General features: G+C 73.7%; 15 protein-coding genes and 1 pseudogene. 12 read left to right on the top strand and 4 right to left on the bottom strand.

All coding sequences use genetic code 11. From position 1 onward, the window contains the following. The first annotated feature begins 194 nt into the window (after positions 1-194). From ACFV4P_RS03505 to ACFV4P_RS03490, 4 genes are all read left to right on the top strand, one after another. A complete protein-coding gene (locus ACFV4P_RS03505) occupies positions 195-3,113 on the top strand; it encodes a polysaccharide lyase family 8 super-sandwich domain-containing protein (RefSeq protein ID WP_380466873.1) in 2,919 nt (972 codons plus the stop codon). A 199-nt stretch (positions 3,114-3,312) separates the two neighbouring features. After that, complete coding sequence (locus ACFV4P_RS03500; RefSeq protein WP_380466870.1) at positions 3,313-3,930, top strand: DUF1707 domain-containing protein; 618 nt, start codon at positions 3,313-3,315, stop codon at positions 3,928-3,930. Positions 3,931-4,064: 134 nt separating this feature from the next. After that, positions 4,065-4,469: a VOC family protein gene (locus ACFV4P_RS03495; RefSeq protein WP_380466867.1), complete on the top strand. Its 405-nt coding sequence runs from the start codon at positions 4,065-4,067 to the stop codon at positions 4,467-4,469. 29 nt (positions 4,470-4,498) lie between these two features. Then, a complete protein-coding gene (locus tag ACFV4P_RS03490; protein WP_380466864.1) occupies positions 4,499-5,092 on the top strand; it encodes a DUF6629 family protein in 594 nt (197 codons plus the stop codon). On the opposite strand, the pseudogene ACFV4P_RS03485 reads toward ACFV4P_RS03490, so the two are convergent. Next, positions 5,081-5,340 (bottom strand): annotated as a pseudogene (locus ACFV4P_RS03485) (HxlR family transcriptional regulator); the annotation flags it as partial. The gene ACFV4P_RS03490 and the pseudogene ACFV4P_RS03485 sit on opposite strands and share 12 nt — an antisense overlap. Here ACFV4P_RS03485 and ACFV4P_RS03480 point away from each other — a divergent pair. Further along, a complete protein-coding gene (locus ACFV4P_RS03480; RefSeq protein ID WP_380467129.1) occupies positions 5,323-5,520 on the top strand; it encodes a hypothetical protein in 198 nt (65 codons plus the stop codon). The pseudogene ACFV4P_RS03485 and the gene ACFV4P_RS03480 sit on opposite strands and share 18 nt — an antisense overlap. Positions 5,521-5,527: 7 nt before the next feature. Here ACFV4P_RS03480 and ACFV4P_RS03475 read toward each other — a convergent pair whose 3' ends face one another. Next, entirely contained in the window at positions 5,528-6,202 is a 675-nt protein-coding gene (locus tag ACFV4P_RS03475) for a polysaccharide deacetylase family protein (RefSeq protein WP_380466861.1), read from the bottom strand. A gap of 269 nt (positions 6,203-6,471) precedes the next feature. Between ACFV4P_RS03475 and ACFV4P_RS03470 the strand changes: the two genes are divergently transcribed. Further along, positions 6,472-7,575 carry a calcium:proton antiporter gene (locus ACFV4P_RS03470; protein WP_380466858.1) on the top strand — a complete coding sequence of 368 codons (1,104 nt, stop codon included), beginning with the start codon at positions 6,472-6,474 and terminating at the stop codon, positions 7,573-7,575. Between the two features lie 78 nt (positions 7,576-7,653). Here the strand turns inward: ACFV4P_RS03470 and glmS are convergent, their stop codons facing one another. Both glmS and ACFV4P_RS03460 read right to left on the bottom strand, forming a co-directional pair. After that, positions 7,654-9,495, bottom strand: a complete 1,842-nt coding sequence (gene glmS / locus ACFV4P_RS03465; RefSeq protein WP_380466855.1) for a glutamine--fructose-6-phosphate transaminase (isomerizing) — start codon at positions 9,493-9,495, stop codon at positions 7,654-7,656. Positions 9,496-9,546: 51 nt separating this feature from the next. Further along, positions 9,547-9,852 carry a hypothetical protein gene (locus ACFV4P_RS03460; protein WP_380466852.1) on the bottom strand — a complete coding sequence of 102 codons (306 nt, stop codon included), beginning with the start codon at positions 9,850-9,852 and terminating at the stop codon, positions 9,547-9,549. 66 nt (positions 9,853-9,918) lie between these two features. Between ACFV4P_RS03460 and ACFV4P_RS03455 the strand changes: the two genes are divergently transcribed. From ACFV4P_RS03455 to ACFV4P_RS03430, 6 genes are all read left to right on the top strand, one after another. Further along, positions 9,919-11,025 (top strand): winged helix DNA-binding domain-containing protein, encoded by a 1,107-nt coding sequence (locus tag ACFV4P_RS03455; RefSeq protein ID WP_380466849.1) that lies wholly within the window; start codon positions 9,919-9,921, stop codon positions 11,023-11,025. A gap of 52 nt (positions 11,026-11,077) precedes the next feature. Beyond that, entirely contained in the window at positions 11,078-11,404 is a 327-nt protein-coding gene (locus ACFV4P_RS03450; protein WP_380466846.1) for a hypothetical protein, read from the top strand. Between the two features lie 201 nt (positions 11,405-11,605). Then, the gene (locus ACFV4P_RS03445; RefSeq protein ID WP_380466844.1) at positions 11,606-12,712 is read left to right on the top strand and encodes a hypothetical protein; all 1,107 of its coding nucleotides are present in this window, start codon (positions 11,606-11,608) and stop codon (positions 12,710-12,712) included. A gap of 234 nt (positions 12,713-12,946) precedes the next feature. After that, positions 12,947-13,171 (top strand): DUF397 domain-containing protein, encoded by a 225-nt coding sequence (locus ACFV4P_RS03440; RefSeq protein WP_380466841.1) that lies wholly within the window; start codon positions 12,947-12,949, stop codon positions 13,169-13,171. Positions 13,172-13,366: 195 nt separating this feature from the next. Further along, the gene (locus ACFV4P_RS03435; RefSeq protein ID WP_380466838.1) at positions 13,367-14,806 is read left to right on the top strand and encodes a pyridoxal phosphate-dependent decarboxylase family protein; all 1,440 of its coding nucleotides are present in this window, start codon (positions 13,367-13,369) and stop codon (positions 14,804-14,806) included. Between the two features lie 106 nt (positions 14,807-14,912). Further along, entirely contained in the window at positions 14,913-16,250 is a 1,338-nt protein-coding gene (locus ACFV4P_RS03430; protein ID WP_380466835.1) for a GNAT family N-acetyltransferase, read from the top strand. Positions 16,251-16,373: the final 123 nt, after the last annotated feature.

The raw sequence follows: 16,373 nt of genomic DNA, 5'->3' as shown, positions 1-16,373 counted from the left end.
CACCACTCGCCCGCCCGGAGCCGGCCCCCGGCGGGACGCGCCCGTCCTGCCCCGCCGGGCCGGCTCGGAAACCTGCACGCCGGGGGCGTGGAAAGCGCTTACCGAATGCCCTCCCGGACCGTTGACGCCCCAGCGGGAAAGCGCTTACCGTCGGGCAGCCGGAAAGCGCTTTCCCACCCCCTCCCGGAGGCGTCGTGCCCCTGCCTGCCCTCTCCCGTCGCACCCTGATCCAGGCCGGCACCGCCGGTGCCCTCACCCTCGCCGTCGCCGGCCCCGCCACCGCCACCGCCGCAGGTGCCGCGACCGCCGACCCGTACGAGACCCTCCGCCTGCGCTGGCTCGCGCTCCTCACCGGCACCGGGTTCGACCCGGCCGCCGACCCGTTCGCCTCCGCGCTGCGCGCCCTCGGCGACCGCGCCCGCACCCAGCAGCAGGCGATGGCACCGACCGCCGGCTCCCTCTGGCCGGACCTCCCTCTGGGCTCCGTCTCCGCGAACATCACCGGCAGTTTCGTCCGCCTCCGCACCATGGCCCTCGCCTGGGCCCAGCCGGGCACCGGCCTGACCGGTGACGCGACTCTCGCGGCGGCCGTCGCCGCAGGCCTCGACCAGCTCTGCGCCTCCGCGTACACCGCCACCGCGACGACCTACGACAACTGGTGGGACTGGCAGATCGGTTCGCCGCAGGCGCTGCTCGACACCTGCGTCCTCCTCGCGCCCCGGCTCACCACCGACCGGCTCACCGCCTACTGCGCGGCCGTCGACCACGCCGTCCCCGACTCCAAGGTCTCCGCCTACTCGGGCACGAGCACCGGCGCCAACCGCGTCGACCTCTGCCGCGTCCTCGCCCTGCGCGGCGTCGTCGGCAGGAGCGCCGCGAAGCTCGCCACCGCCTCCGCCGCGCTGTCCCCGGTCTTCCCGTACGTGCTGACCGGGGACGGCCTCTACCCGGACGGCTCGTTCGTCCAGCACACCTGGGTCCCGTACACCGGGTCCTACGGCGAGGTGCTGCTCAGCGGCCTGAGCCGCCTGTTCGCCCTGCTCGCCGGCTCGACCTGGGAGGTCACCGACCCGCAGCGCCAGAACGTCTTCGACGCGGTGGATTCGGCCTACGCGCCGTTCCTCTTCAACGGCCTCGTGATGGACTCGGTCGTCGGCCGGGCCAGCAGCCGGGGCCTCCAGTCCTCCGACCTCCTGCACCTCCAGCAGGACGACCACGGCCGGGGCCACACGATCATCGGCCACATCCTCCGACTGGCGAACTCGGGCGCAGCCCCGGCCGACCGGTCCGCGCGCTGGCGGGCGGCAGTGAAGGGCTGGATCGCCCGCGACTACTACCGCCCGTACCTCTCGGACGCGGCCGTCGACGTCCCCGAACTGGCCCGCGCCCAGGCCCTCGTCGCGGACGGCGCGGTCGCACCGGCCGCCGAGCCGGTGGGCACGCGGGTGTTCGCGATGGACCGGGCGGTGGCGCGGCGCGCCGACTGGGCGGTCTCGTTGTCGATGTGCTCGGCGCGCACGACGTTCTACGAGACCGGCAACGGCGAGAACGTGCGCGGCTGGCACACCAACAACGGGCTCCTCGCCTGGTGGAACGCGACGACCGGCAACGGCCAGTACGCCGACGCGTTCTGGCCGACCGTCGACCCGTACCGCCTGCCGGGGACGACCGTCTCGACGAAGAAGCTCGCGGACGCGGCCGGCGGCGCCTGGGGCGCGGCGCGCCCGGACAGCGGGTGGGCGGGCGGTGCGAGCGACGGCACGTACGCGGCGGTGGGGCAGGCGGTGCGCGGGCTGTCGTCGACGCTCTCGGGCTGGAAGTCCTGGTTCCTGCTGGACGATTCGGTGGTCTGCCTGGGCGCGGGCATCAGCTGCGCCGACGGCGTGCCGGTCGAGACCGTCGTCGAGAACCGCAACCTCGGCGCGTCCGGCACGCACGCGCTCACCGTGGACGGGGCGGCCCAGCCGACCGCCCTCGGCTGGTCGCAGCGGTTCACGGGCGCGAAGTCGATGACGATCGCGGGCTTCGGCGGCTACGTCTTCCCCGGCGGCGCGACCGTGCAGGCCAAGCGCGAGGCCCGCACCGGCAGTTGGCACGACATCAACTCCGGCGGCAGCTCGGAGGCGCTGACCCGCCGCTACCTGACGCTCTGGTTCGACCACGGCGCCGACCCGTCGAACGCCGGCTACGCGTACCTGCTGCTGCCGGGCGCGGACGCGGCGGCGACAGCGGCCCGGGCGGCGTCCCCGACCGTCACCGTGCTGGCCAACTCGTCCTCCGTTCAGGCGGTTTCGGACTCCGCCTCGGGCGTGACGGCGGCGAACTTCTTCACGGCGGGCAGCGCCGGCCCGATCACCGTCTCGGCGCCGTGCTCGGTGCTGGTCCGCGAGTCGGGCGGCACGCTGAGCGTCTCGGTGGCGGACCCGTCCCGCACGGTCGCCGCGGTGCAGGTGACGGTGGCCCGGCCGGGCTACGTCTCGGCGGACCCGGCCACGGGCGTCACGGTGCTGTCGGCGGGCCCGGCGGTGCAGCTGCTGGCGGAGCTCGGCGGCACCCAGGGCGCGAGCCGCACGGTGACGCTGCGCACCTCCGGCGCGGCGGCGGCGGCGAACGCCGCCCTGCTCGCCCCGGTGCAGGACACCTACGTCCGGGACGGCTCGTACGGCGACGCCAACTACGGGACGGCGAACGTGCTGACGGTGAAGAACACCGCCACCACGGCCTCCGGTTTCTCCCGCCGCGCCCTCCTCGCCTTCGACACCTCGCAGGTGACGGGGACGGTGCGCCGCGCGGTGCTCTGGGTGCGCGGCGTCGTCGCCGACTCGGGCGGCACCGAGACGGACCTCCAGGCCTTCGCCACCGCACCCGGCGGCTGGCAGGAGACGGCGGCGACGTGGAACCGCTGCCCGGCCCCGGCCGCCGCGCTCGGCACCGGCCGGATCTCCACGGCCGCCGACTGGATCGCCCTGGACGTCACCGCCGCCGTGACCGCCGACCCGGCCCTGACCCTGACGATCGGCCAGCCCGCCGGCCGCGTGGGCCTGGCCGTGAACCTCAACAGCCGGGAGAACACGGCCTACCCGCCGATCCTCCAGGTGATCACCACCGGCTGACCCTGCCGTACCCGCGCCCGCCATCCGCACCGTCGCCGAACTCCGCGCCCAGAACGCGGAGTTCGGCCGTTCGGGAACCTCGCCGAGCCACCGCTCGTCGGTCGACCGCCCTTGGCGAGAACACCTATCGCGATATATCGTAAGTTCTCGTCGCCGCCCCTTCACGGGCGGCCCTTCGCCACGCTCAGAACGGGAACCCATGCCAGGAGAGATCTCGCCCGCCGGGAAGCCCTCCGGCCTCGGCACCCACCCCGAACTCCGGGCCTCCCACGCGGACCGGGACCGGACGGCCGACATCCTGCGCGTCGCGGCGGGCGACGGCCGGCTCACGTCGGACGAACTGGACCAGCGCCTGGAGGTCGCCCTCTCGGCGCGCACCGTCCGCGAACTGGCCGAGCTCACCGCGGACCTGCCGAGCATCTCGCTCTCCGGCGACGGGGTGGTCGCGGAGGCCAAGGACGTCCTGCGGATCGAGCAGAAGTGGAGCGCGGTCAAGCGGGAGGGCCGCTGGGTGGTGCCGCGCCGCCTGGAACTCGACCTGGAGTGGTGCAGCGTGACGCTCGACCTCACCCAGGCCGTGATCACCCGGGGCACCCTGGAGATCGACATCGACATGCGCGGCAAGAACCTCACCCTGATCGTCGGCCCGGGCATGGTGGTCGACACCGACGCCCTGATGCTGGAGCACAGCCGCGTCAAGAACCGGGCCCAGGCCCCCGCCGGACCGACCACCCTGCACGTGTCGCTGACCGGCGAGAAACGCTTCGGCCGCGTCCTCGTGCGCGGCCCGCGAAAGTCCCTCCGCCGCGACCGCTGAACCGCCGGCCCCGACCGCCCTTGCCCGGCGGTCGACCCCTGCCAGGCGGTCGGCCCCGGCCCCGGCGGTCGGCCCCGGCCCCGGCGGTCGGCATAGTGGGTGCAGACCCGCTCCCCAGTTCCGGAGGATTGTCGATGGACGCGCTCCACCCCCGCCTGCTGGTCGCCGACTTCGCCGCCTGCTTCGCCTTCTACGACGCCGTCCTGCCCCCGCTGCTCGGCGCGCACCTGGCCAAGGGCACGACACAAGGCCCGTACGCCAACTGGGACTTGGGCGACCAGGCGGTCCTGGTCCTGTTCGACCGGGCGGCGATGGCCGCCACCCTCGGCACCGCCCCGGCTCCCGCCGACGCGGCCCCGGTCGACACCGGCATGTTCGTCTGTCGGGTCGCCGACGTGGACGCCGCGTACGCGCTCTGCCTGGCCCACGGCGGGACGCCCGTGCTGCCGCCGACCGACCGGCCCGAGTGGGGGCCGACGCTGCGCAGCGCCCATCTGCGCGACCCGCAGGGCACGCTGATCGAGCTTCAGTCGTACTGATCGCGGGGGCCGGTCAGTACGCTGGCGGGGTGTGCTGGAGCGCCGGGGCCGATCTGCTCGTCGGCGCCGCCGTCTCGGCGGTCGGCGTCGCCACCCTGCTGCGCACCCGGACTCCCCGCCAACTCCCGCTCGCCGCACTGCCGTTGATGCTGGGCCTGCACCAGCTGGCGGAGGCGGGCGTCTGGTCGGGCTGGGCATGGGCCCGCACGGTGTGGGCGGTGATCGCGCTGCCGCTGCTGCCGGTGTACGTGCCGGCCGCGGTGTGGTGCGCGACAGGCCGCCGCTCGGCGGCCTGGTTCACCGCGCTCGGCGCGGCGGTCGCCGTCCCCTTGGCCGTCGCCCTCGCCCGGCGCCCGGTGTCGGCGCACCCGCACGGCCACACCCTCCAGTACGCCGTCGGCGTCCCGGCCGCCGGCCTGCTGCTGGCGGGCTACCTGATCGCGACGGTGGGCGCTCTGCTCTGCTCGGGCGACCGCCTGCTGCGCCGCCTCGGCGTGGTCCTCGGCGCGGGCGCGCTCGTCTGCGGCCTGCTGTGGCGGCTGGCGTTCGTCTCCACCTGGTGCGCGCTGGCCGCCGTCACCTCCGCCCTGCTGTACGACCGGGCGCGAAGATCACCGGCCTGACCCGGCCGCGTCGATGAGCGCGAGCGCGTCCTGCACCGAGCCGCCCGGGTCGGGTACGGGGTACAGCACGGGCGGTGCCGTGCGGGTGGCGTCGAGCAGCAGGGTCAGGCGCTTGAGCCGTTCGGCGCCGCCGGCCCGGAAGGTGGGCAGGCGCAGCGCGGCAGTGAGGCGCAGCGCGGCGTCGGAGAGCAGCGGGAACGGGATGGCCTGGTGGGCGCGAACGCGGCCTGTTGGTCGGGGCGTTGGCCGCCGCCTCGCTCTGCGGCACCCGCACGGCCCTCTGGGCGGCCTGCGCGCTGACGGCGGTGGCCCCGGTGGTGGTGCTCTGCTCGCGGGTGCGCGGCCTGCGCCGCCTGGACGAGCTGGACGTACCGAACGCACCGGACGCACCGGACGCGCCGGACGCGCCGGAGGAGCAGGCGGACTGACTGTCCGTCAGTCCGACAGGCGGACGAACCGCCGCCCCGCGTCCAGCAGTCGGGGCAGCGCCTGCGCGTAGCCGGGTCCGGTGCCCGCGTCGGAGTGGTTGAAGTGGCTGATCACCACCGCCCCGGGCGGGGCCGCGCCGACCGTGCGGGCCACCTGCTCGGCGGTGAACGTCGCCCCGCCGTCGCCGTTGACCGCGAACCCGGCCACCCGCTCGCCGAGTTCGCCGACGATCCGCACCGCGACCTCGTCGTAGTGCGCCGTCCCGGAGCGGAACCAGCGCGGCGGCCGGCCGAGCAGGGCGGACAGTTTCGCCGCGTTGTCCGCCACCTCCCCGTAGGCGTCCGCGGCGTCCGCGGTACCGGCGATGCCGTACGCCGAGCGGCCGGTGACGGACAGCGGGCGGTGCGCGGTGCCGTGGTTGCCGAGTTCGAACAGCGGGTCGGCGGCCAGGTCGCCTAACGGACCGGGGTTGGCGTCGATCCACCGGGCGTTCAGGAACAGCGTGGCGGGCACCCGGTGCCGGCGCAGCGTGTCGATCAGCGCCGCGTCGTAGCCGTCCCCGCCGGGCCCGCCGCACGCGTCGAAGGTCAACGCCAGCGCCCCGTCCGGCACCTCGGCCACCACCCCGGGCAGGTCCGTCCCCCACCGGGTGGGCCGCTGCCCGGCGTACCGTGCGATCACCTCCTCCCGACCGGGCGCGGCAACGGACGAGGACGACGACGGCGAGGGAGACAGCGACGGCGACGGCGAGGGTGGCACCCGCGCAGGCGCGACGGACGCCGGCGGCCCGGAGCGCGCGCACCCCGCCGCGAGTCCGAGGGCCGCCGCCAGCACCGTCCGACGTCCGCAGAACATTCCGCCGCTCCTCACTGTTCGTCAACGTCCATCGTGACCGCCGCCACGAGTGTCACTTCCGGGCCGGGCCGGTGCCATCTGCGAAGCTCAGCCGTATGGCTTCTCCCTCTCGACCGCACTATCTGCAGTGGACGACCATCGCCCCGGTGATGGCGTTCCTGCTGCTCCTGGCGACCTGGCACCGAGAACTTCCGTGGCCGGTGGTGACGTTGGTGGCGGTCTTCCTGGCGGTGTCGGTGGTGGCGGCCGTGCACCACGCGGAGCTGATCGCGCACCGGGTCGGCGAGCCGTACGGCTCACTGGTGCTGGCGGTCGCGGTCACCATCATCGAGGTGGCGCTGATCGTGACGCTGATGGCGGACGGCGGCGACAAGAGCGCGGGTCTGGCCCGGGACACGGTGTTCGCCGCCGTGATGATCACCTGCAACGGCATCCTCGGCCTGTCGATCCTGGTCGGCGCGTTGAAGTACCGGGAGGCGGTGTTCAACGCGGAGGGCACCGGCGCGGCGTTCGGCGCGATCGCGACGCTGGCGACGCTGAGCCTGGTGCTGCCGACGTTCACCACCTCGACGCCGGGCCCGCAGTTCTCCCCCACCCAACTGGCGTTCGCGGCGACGGCGTCGATCGTCATCTACGGCCTGTTCGTGTCGACCCTGACGATCCGGCACCGCGACTACTTCCTGCCGGTGACGCCGGCGGGCGAGGTGATCGACTCGCAGGACGACCACGCCGAGCCGCCGTCCCGCAGGGAGACGCTGATCAGCGTCGGCCTGCTGTCGGTCGCCCTGGTCTCGGTGGTCGGCCTGGCCAAGGGCGTGTCGCCGACGATCGAGCGCGGGGTGGCGTCGGCGGGGCTGCCGAACGCGGTGGTCGGCGTGGTGATCGCACTGATGGTGCTGCTGCCGGAGTCGATCGCGGCCGTCCGGGCGGCGGTCCGCAACCGGGTGCAGATCAGCCTCAACCTGGCGCTCGGTTCGGCGCTGGCCTCGATCGGCCTGACCATCCCGGCGGTCGCGGTGGCCTCGACCTGGCTGAGCGGTCCGCTCGAACTCGGCCTCGGCGCCAATCACATGATCCTGCTGGCCCTGACGGTCGCGGTCGGCACCCTGACCGTCATCCCCAAGCGCGCCACCCCGCTCCAGGGCGGCGTCCACCTGGCGATCCTGGGCGCCTACCTGGTTCTCGCGGTCAGCCCCTGACCTCCTGAGACCTCTTTGTCGGACGAACGGTGGCGGGTGCGAACACGCACCCGCCACCGCCGTTCCGGAGCAGGAAGGTCACTCCACCGTCACGCTCTTGGCCAGGTTGCGCGGCTTGTCCACGTCCCGCCCGAGGGCCACGGCCGCGTGGTAGGCGAGCAGTTGGAGCGGGATGTTGAGCAGCAGCGGGTCGAGTTCCGGCTCGCTCTTCGGGACCACCACGCAGTGGTCCGCGAGCCGCGCCTCGATCGGGCGGTGCGCGACGGCCAGCACGCGCCCGGAGCGGGCCTTGATCTCGCCGAGCGCGGTCAGGTTCTTGTCGAGCAGTTCGTCGTCCGGCACCAGCGCGACGGTCGGCAGCTCGGGGCTGATCAGCGCCAGCGGTCCGTGCTTCAACTCGGAGGCGGGGTACGCCTCGGCGTGCACGTAGGAGATCTCCTTGAGCTTCTGCGCGCCCTCCCGGGCCACGGGGTAGCCGCGCACCCGGCCGATGAACATCATGCCCTGGCTGTCGGCGTACTCGGCGGCGAGCGCCTCGATCGCCTTCTCCTGCCCCAGGACCTCGCGGATCTGCTCGGGCAGCGCCTTCAGCGCGCCCACGATCCGCCGGCCGTCGGCGGGCGACAGGTCGTGGATCCGGCCGAAGTGCAGCGCCAGCAGGGCGAAGGCGATCACGGTGGAGGTGAACGCCTTGGTGGAGGCGACCGAGATCTCCGGGCCGGCGTGCAGGTAGATGCCGCCGTCGCACTCGCGGGCGATCGCCGAGCCGACGGTGTTGACCACGCCCAGCACCCGCCCGCCCTTGCGCTTGATCTCCTGCACGGCGGCCAGCGTGTCGTAGGTCTCGCCGGACTGGCTGACCGCGACGTACAGGGTGTCGGCCTCGATCACCGGGTTGCGGTAGCGGAACTCGGAGGCGGGCTCGGAGTGCGCGGGGATCCGGGCCAGCTCCTCGATCAGCTGCGCGCCCATCTCGCCCGCGTAGTACGCCGACCCGCAGCCGAGGATCTTCACCCGGCGGATCTCCCGCAGCTCCCGGGCGTCCAGGTTGAGCCCGCCCAGGTGCGCGGTGGCGAACCGCTCGTCGAGCCGCCCGGACAGGGTGCGCTCGACGGCGCCGGGCTGCTCGTGGATCTCCTTCAGCAGGTAGTGCGCGTACCCGCCGGTGTCGTACGAGCCGATCTCCCAGTCGACGGTGGACGGCTGCCGGGTGACGGTCCGGGCGTCCTCGGTGAACGTCCGGAAGCCGTCGGCGCGGACCGTCGCCAGCTCGCCGTCCTCCAGGTGCACCACCTGCCGGGTGTAGCGGACCAGCGCGGACACGTCGGACGCCGCGAACATCTCCTTCTCGCCGATGCCGAGCACGATCGGGCTGCCGTTGCGGGCCACCACGATCCGGTCGGCCTGCTCGGCGTCCAGCACCGCGATGCCGTACGTGCCGACGACCAGCTTCAGCGCGGCCCGCACCGCGTCCTCCAGCTCGCCGCCGTCCGCGCGGTGCGCGGCGATCAGGTGGGCCAGCACCTCGGTGTCGGTCTCCGAGCGGAACACCGCGCCGTCCGCCGTCAGCTTGGCGCGCAGCTCGTCGGCGTTCTCGATGATGCCGTTGTGCACCACCGCGATCCGGCCGTCGTTGTCGGTGTGCGGGTGCGCGTTCTCGTCGGACGGGACGCCGTGGGTCGCCCACCGGGTGTGGCCGATGCCGACGCCGCCCTTGAACCGGGCCGGCAGCGCCGCCGCCAGGTCCGCGACCCGGCCCTTGACCTTGCACACCTTCAGCTTCGCCGGGACGGACTTGGTGGCGGGGGCGACCACCGCCACGCCCGCCGAGTCGTATCCCCGGTACTCCAGACGCTGCAGGCCTTCCAGCAGGAACGGGGACGCGTCCTTGGGGCCGATGTAGGCCACGATTCCGCACATGGGCGTGGACTCCTGGTGTTCGAGGTTTTGTCAGGTGGACGCGGGGCCCGATCAGCCGTAGACCATCCGCCGCAGCTGCCGCACCGACAGCTCCGGCGCGGCCACCCGGCGGGCGGCCAGCTCCGCGCCGACGCGGGCGAAGATCCGATCGTTGGTCAGGCCCCTGGCCTGGAGCTCACCGTGGCGGCGGCGCACGTACTCCTCCGTGGTCTCGGAGAAGTACGCCAGCACCTCCGCGACGACCCGCGCCGCCTCCCCGGGGGCCAGCGCAGTGGTCCGGGCGAGATGGGCGAGCAGGTCCTCATGAGGGTGCGGTGAGACAGGCACGGTCGGGGAGCCTAGGCGGGAAGTGTCCATTTGCCAAAGATTCTGCCCGATTTCGGGCAGGACCGCGCACCAAAACCGTCACGGTACGGTGAGCGCATGCGCGCACTGGAGCTGGACGACGACCGGGTGAGGGCCCTGCGCACCGGGGGGCAGGGCCTCGGCCGCCCCTTCTCCTCCGCCGCCGAGACCGTCGAACGGGTCGTCGGCATCCAGGCCCAGGACGCCCGCGCCGGGGCCCTGGGCATCCGTGTCCGCACCCACGCCCTCACCGCGGCGGACCTCCGGCGCGCCCTGGAGGTCGACCGCACCCTGGTCCGCGGCTGGTTCCTGCGCGGCACCCTGCACACCGTCACCACCGCCGACCTGCACTGGCTGCTCGACCTGCTCGGCCCGCACGTCCTGCGCCTGAGCGCCCGCCGCCACCGCGAACTCGGCCTCGACGAGAACCTCTGCGACCGCGCCGAGACGGTGATCACCGACGCCCTGGCCGCCCAAGGCCCCTGCACCCGCGCCGAGTTGACCCGGCGCCTCGCCGACGCCGGCCTCCCGGCGGACGGCCAGGCGCCGTTCCACCTGATCCGCCGGGCCGCCCTGCGCGGCCGGATCTGCTTCGGCCCCGACCGGGACGGCGACGCCACCTACGTCCTGCTCGCCGACTGGCTGCCCGACGCCCCCGGCGACGGCCCCACCGGCGACGCCGCCGTCACCGCCCTGGCCCGCCGCTACCTGCACGCCCACGGCCCGGCCGCCCCCGAGGACTTCGTCGGCTGGTCCGGCCTGCCCGCCTCCGCCGCCCGCCGCGCCTGGCACTCCCTCGACCTGCTCCCCGTCCGCGTGCAGGACCAGGACTGCGCCCTGCCCGCCGACCGCGCCGACGAACTCGACGCCGCCCCGGGCCCCACGCCCGACCTCCGGCTACTCCCGATGTACGACAACTACCTTGTCGCCCACCGCACTTCGGCCCTCTCCGTGCCGGCCGCACACCAGAGGCAGGTCCGCCCGGGCGGTGGCCTGATCCGCGCCGCCGTCCTCGCCGACGGCCTGGCCTGCGGCACCTGGTCCTGGCGTCGTGACCACGCCGACGTCACCCTGTTCGACCCGACGGCCGCACCCGGTCTCGCCGCGGGCATCGCCGCCGAATCCGCCGACATCGCCCGCTTCCTACGACCGGCCTGGACACCGCCTCCCGCGACTGCCCTGTAGTCCGCGTTTGAACACGTCCGATTTCCCGATTCGGCGTCAGGGGAACTGGCCCATGCGCACGTTGAACCTCCCGTCGGGCCCCCGGTGGGCGATCGCGGCACTCACCCCGCTCGCCCTGATCGGCCTCGGGATGTTCGCCGCCAACCCGGACTACGCGGACGCCGCCGCCCCCGCCCGGTTGTCGGTGCTGGCCGTCGCGCTGCTCGCCCTGGCCCTGCTCCGGGACGAGGGGAACGACATGTACGGGCCGGAGGCCCCCGCGATCGTGCTGGCGATCGTCACCGGGCTCTGGGCCTTTCTGGTGCTCGGCACCGGCCGCCACCCGGCGGCGAAGCTCCGGCGGCATCCGGGCGCAACCGATGGGCTCCGTGACGCGTAGTGCATGGGGGACGGCCGAACGGGTGAGCGGGGCGCACCCAAGGGAACGAGGCCGTCGTTGAAGGACGGTGCGCGGTCGGTGTTCGGGTGATGGTGGCCCGGCGCTTGCATCCGTCGGCGGTGTCCGGGCGGGGGTTTCCGGTGGTCACGCCGCAGGATGGGCCGCGTACTGTCCGTGTCGATCACTGGGGGACTGTCCGTCATGCAACCGCGTGTGTTCGCCGTCGTCACCGCCGTCCTGCTGGCCGCGCTCGGCCTCGGGTCGGTCCTGGTCACCGACTGGACGCCCAAGCCCGCCTCCGCCGCCGTCTCCCCCGCCGGCCAGGTCGGCCGCACCGACCCCGCCCCCGGCGCGGCGTCCCCCTCGCCCACCGGCGACCCGGCGGTGTGGACCCGCTCCACGCTCCGCAACAAGCTGATGGCCGAGATGGACGCCGGCGACCCCGGCGTCGCCCTCGCCGACCTCGACAGGATCACCAAGGACAAGCCGTACACCGTGCGGTTCTGCCACCCGATCGCGCACGAGCTCGGCCACGCCGCCGTCCAGCGCTACCACCAGGACTTCCAGAAGGTCATCTCCTTCCCGCACGAGACCTGCGCGGCCGGCTACCTGCACGGCGCGGTCGAGGAGATGCTCGCCAACTCGCAGGACCCGCAGAGCGACATCCTCACCCTGTGCGCCCCCGCCAACAAGGGCCCCTGCATCCACGGCGTCGGCCACGGCATCATGTTCGTCACCAAGCAGGACATCCCCTCCGCCCGCGACCTGTGCAACAAGTTCCCCTCCGAGAGCCGCCGCATCACCTGCTCCGAGGGCGTCTTCATGCAGCTCTTCGCCCCCGACGAGGAGGACGAGAAGGCCAAGGCGAACCTCCCTGCGGACAAGATCGCCGCCGAACCGCTGTACCCCTGCCCCGAGCAGCCCGCGCTCTACCAGTCGGCGTGCTTCTTCTACGCCCCCACGTACTTCCTCTCCTCGCACGACTACGCCAACCACCCCGAGGTGTTCGCCCAGGCACTCCAGTGGTGCCTGAACGCGAAGGCCTCCGGCGGCGAGAACGACTGCTCCCGCGGCGTGGGCTCGCGCACCATGAAGTACAACCTCGACCGCGAGGACTGGGCGGCGCAGCAGTGCGCCACCGCGAAGGACGCCTGGCAGCGCAAGGCCTGCGCGCAGGGCCTGGTGAGCTACTACACCGTCAACTACACGGACAACGGCGCGGCCGGCCGTCTGTGCAGCAAGATCACAGACAAGGAGATCCAGGGCTACTGCCGCTCCGCGGGCGGCCTTTCCAGCACCCTGGACTGAAACGACCGTCGGGCAGGTCACGACGGAGGTCACTTCGCGGGAGGCGGGACACCGCATCCTGTGTGTTTGTTCGCCAGCGCCCGGAGGATGCGCGACGTCACGTGGTGGTCCATGTCCATCTCGGGCAGCTCGCTCGTCCGCACCACCCGCACCGCGCTGTACTCACCGTCGGACAGGGGCCGCATCAGAAGCGCGTCGACGGGCCTGATGGTGCCACGGAAGGATCTCATCAACATGTCCGCCACTCCGATCAACCGAACCGCCGCAAACTGGTTCAAGTCCAGCTACTCCAACGGTCAGGGTGCGTGCGTGGAGATCAGCACCGACTACGTGTCCTCTCACGCCACGCTGCTCGTCCGGGACAGCAAGGACCCGGACGGACCCGCGCTCAGCTTCTCCCCTTCCGCCTGGGGCGCCTTCGCGGAAGCGGCGGGGAACGGGACGTTCGGCGACGCCTGAGCCCAACCTGCGTACTCCACAGATCAGTTGATCCCCCGACGCCTTCGCCGGGGGATTCGCTGTTCCTGCGCCGAGCGCGAGCAGGTCGACCTCCGGGGTGCGGCGGCGAGTGGCACGTGCGGACCGGCGCCGGAACGGCCCTGCCCCGGCCGCGCCCGCAGGCTCTCGCACCCCGCTGTTCTACCCTTCCCTCCCATGAACGACGACTTCCGAAGTGCCGCTCAGGCAACCGCGCAGCTGGTGGCGGACTATCTCGACGCGCTGCCCTCGCGCCCGGTGTGGCAGCCGATGGACCCGGCGGAGCGCTCCGCGTTGCTGGAGTTGGAGCTGCCGGAGGACGGCGCGGGCTTCGACGAGCTGCTGAAGACCGTCGAGCAGCGGATCATGCCGCACCCGATGGGCAACGGGAACCCGCGGTTCTTCGGGTGGGTGAACTCCTCGCCGCAGCCCGCGGGCGTCCTGGCGACTCTCGCCGCGTCCGCGATGAACCCCAGTTCCGCCGGCGGCGACCACGCCGATGTGCATCTGGAGCGGGCGGTGGTCCGGTGGATGGCCGAGCTGGTGGGCTTCCCGCACCCGGCCGGCGGCGGTCTGCTGACCTCCGGGACGTCGATGGCGACCATCGTCTGTCTGGCCGCGGCCCGCAATCGCGCCGCCCGCGCCGCGGGGTGGGACGTCCGCGAGGACGGTCTCGCGGGGATGCCGCCGCTGGTGGGGTATGTCACGGGCGAGGCGCACAGCTGCGTCCGCAAGGCCGCCGAGCTGCTCGGGCTGGGCTCGAAGCACCTGCGGGTCGTGGCGGCCGACGCCGAGGGCCATCTGCGCCTGGACAGCCTGGAAGCCGCCGTCGCCGAGGACCGCGCCGCCGGCCGTCTCCCCTTCCTGGTGGTGGCGTCCGCGGGAACGGTCGGCACCGGCGCGGTCGACCCGTTCGAGCCGATCGCCGATCTCGCGGCCCGCGAGGGCCTCTGGTTCCACATCGACGGCGCGTACGGCGCGTTCGGCGTGCTGGACGGGACGATCGCGCACCGCTACCGGGGCCTGGAGCGCGCCGACTCCCTCGCGCTGGACCCGCACAAGTGGCTGGGCGTGCCGGTGGACTGCGGCTGTGCGCTGGTGCGCGACGCGCAGGAGTTGCGGGGGACGTTCAGCCTGGTGCCGTCGTACCTGCGGGACGAGGACGCGGGCGGTCTCGGGTGGTTCTCGGAGTACGGGACGGAGCAGACCCGCCCGTTCCGGTCGCTGAAGGTGTGGGCGTCGATCGCGCACCGCGGCCGTTCGGGCGTGGCCCGGGACATCGCGCACTGCACGGGCCAGGCCCGGCGGCTGGGCGAGTGGGTCGAGCAGGACCCGGAGTTGGAGCTGCTCGCGCCGGTGGAGACGTCGATCGTCGCGTTCCGGTACCGCCCGGCGGGTGTCGACGAGGCGCGCACGCAGGAGCTCAACTCCCGTCTGCCGGTGGCGATCCAGCAGCGCGGCCGGGTGTTCGTGACGGGCGCGGTGTACCGCGGGCGGGAGATGCTGCGGGCGTGTCTGCTGAACGCGTCGACCACGGACGCGGATCTGCGGCTGCTGCTGGACGAGGTGAAATCGGCCGGTGCGGAACTCCTGGACCGGGGCCGCACGTCAGAATGATCGCGGGAGCGGATCAGCGCCGATCCGACGGGGGCCCGCGCAGACATTAACCGTCGGGTCACGGGGGGTTCGTGATCGTGAAACAGCGGAGCGCCACCATTCAGGCATGGATGACACGGCGTACACCCACAGAAACGCAAAGCGACAGCACCGTTGGCGCCGGGAGGCGGTCGAGCTCGCGGCGGTGTTCAGCGCCGTCGCGGCCGCCGACCTGGTCGCGAACGTCGTGGTGCACGGCCACGACGGGCCGGTGCTGCTGTTCGCCTCCGCCGGGGCGCTGCTCGCCGCGGTGCTGTTCCGCGTCCGGCTGGCGCACCGGCACCCGCCCGGCCCGGAGGCCCTCGGGCCGCCGGGCGGGGAGTCCGAGGTGACGTCCGCGGAGGAGCAGACCGCGTTGTGGCGGCTGCGGACCAGCGTCGCGGACGCGCCGGGCAGTCTGGCCCGGGTGTGCGGGGCGCTGGCGGAGCGGCGGGTGAACATCGTCTCGATGCAGGCGCACCCGCTGCCGGACTGCACGGTGGACGAGTTCATCGTCCGTGCGCCGGCCGCGCTGACCAGGGCCGAGCTGGCGGCGGCGGTCGCGGCGGGCGGCGGCTGGGACATCTGGTCGGACCGGGCGGACGCGCACGAGCTGGTGGACGTGCCCCGGCAGGTGCTGGCGCTGGCGACGCGCACGGCGTTGGACGCGGCGGAGCTGCCGGTGGCGTTGCGGCAGCTGTTCGGGCGGGCGGCGATCCGGCAGTTCCCGGGGCGGGGCGCGGCGGTGCAGCCCGGCGTGGACGGGCACGTGATGCGCCTGCCGTTGCCGAACGGGGACCTGCTGGAGCTGTCCCGGCCGAACCTGCCGTTCACGCCGACCGAGTTCGCCCGGGCGCGGACGCTGGTGGAGCTGGACACCGTGCTGGGGCCCCGGGTGCCGCAGGTGGCGGCGCGGATCAGCCGCCCGGCGGGCGACGACCTGACGGTGCGGCGGGCCACGCCGGCCGACCGGGAGGCGGCGCTGGCGATGCACGCGCGGTGCTCGCCGGAGTCGTTGCGGCGGCGCTACCACGGCCCGGTGAAGGACGCCGACCGCTACCTGAACCACCTGCTGGACCCGCGGCACGGGCAGACCCTGGCGGTGGAGACCGCGCAGGGCCGGCTGGTGGCGCTGTCGCACCTGATGTGGGACGACGAGGGCGCGGAGATCGCGCTGCTGGTGGAGGACGCGTGGCAGCGCCGCGGCCTGGGCGTGGACCTGGTGCGGCGGATGGCGGCGCTGGCGCTGGAGTCGGGCGTGGGCACGGTGTACGCGGTGACCACGGCGGCGAACACGGGGCTGATCTCGACCATGCGGCGGCTGTCGGCGCCACTGGACTACCAGGTGGAGGAGGGCACCCTGGTGATCACCGCGCACCTGGCGGAGGCGGCGGAGAAACTGCCCGCCCCGTGGGCGGCCCGCTGACGTCCGGTCGGCCCGGCGGCGGATCTCCTTGATCCGCTTCCGGGCCCGCTGCGGCGCGGCCCTGTCCGGGGGCGGCGCGGGCCGGTAAGTTGCCCCTGCTCAAGTGTGCGGGCGGGAGTCGGT

Origin of the sequence: Kitasatospora sp. NPDC059795, from assembly GCF_042732175.1 — a bacterium.
Taxonomy (GTDB): domain Bacteria; phylum Actinomycetota; class Actinomycetes; order Streptomycetales; family Streptomycetaceae; genus Kitasatospora.
The sequence above is the reverse complement of the archived record's forward strand: the minus strand, read 5'-3'. Positions and strand labels throughout refer to the sequence as shown.

Bases quoted from the DNA above. Each gene is read 5' to 3' on its own strand.
- ACFV4P_RS03500 (WP_380466870.1), top strand. From the start codon at position 3,313: ATGCCAGGAGAGATCTCGCCCGCCGGGAAGCCCTCCGGCCTCGGCACC.
- ACFV4P_RS03495 (WP_380466867.1), top strand. From the start codon at position 4,065: ATGGACGCGCTCCACCCCCGCCTGCTGGTCGCCGACTTCGCCGCCTGC.
- ACFV4P_RS03470 (WP_380466858.1), top strand. From the start codon at position 6,472: ATGGCTTCTCCCTCTCGACCGCACTATCTGCAGTGGACGACCATCGCC.
- glmS (WP_380466855.1), bottom strand. From the start codon at position 9,495: ATGTGCGGAATCGTGGCCTACATCGGCCCCAAGGACGCGTCCCCGTTC.
- ACFV4P_RS03460 (WP_380466852.1), bottom strand. From the start codon at position 9,852: ATGGACACTTCCCGCCTAGGCTCCCCGACCGTGCCTGTCTCACCGCAC.
- ACFV4P_RS03455 (WP_380466849.1), top strand. From the start codon at position 9,919: ATGCGCGCACTGGAGCTGGACGACGACCGGGTGAGGGCCCTGCGCACC.
- ACFV4P_RS03450 (WP_380466846.1), top strand. From the start codon at position 11,078: ATGCGCACGTTGAACCTCCCGTCGGGCCCCCGGTGGGCGATCGCGGCA.
- ACFV4P_RS03445 (WP_380466844.1), top strand. From the start codon at position 11,606: ATGCAACCGCGTGTGTTCGCCGTCGTCACCGCCGTCCTGCTGGCCGCG.
- ACFV4P_RS03440 (WP_380466841.1), top strand. From the start codon at position 12,947: ATGTCCGCCACTCCGATCAACCGAACCGCCGCAAACTGGTTCAAGTCC.
- ACFV4P_RS03435 (WP_380466838.1), top strand. From the start codon at position 13,367: ATGAACGACGACTTCCGAAGTGCCGCTCAGGCAACCGCGCAGCTGGTG.
- ACFV4P_RS03430 (WP_380466835.1), top strand. From the start codon at position 14,913: ATGGATGACACGGCGTACACCCACAGAAACGCAAAGCGACAGCACCGT.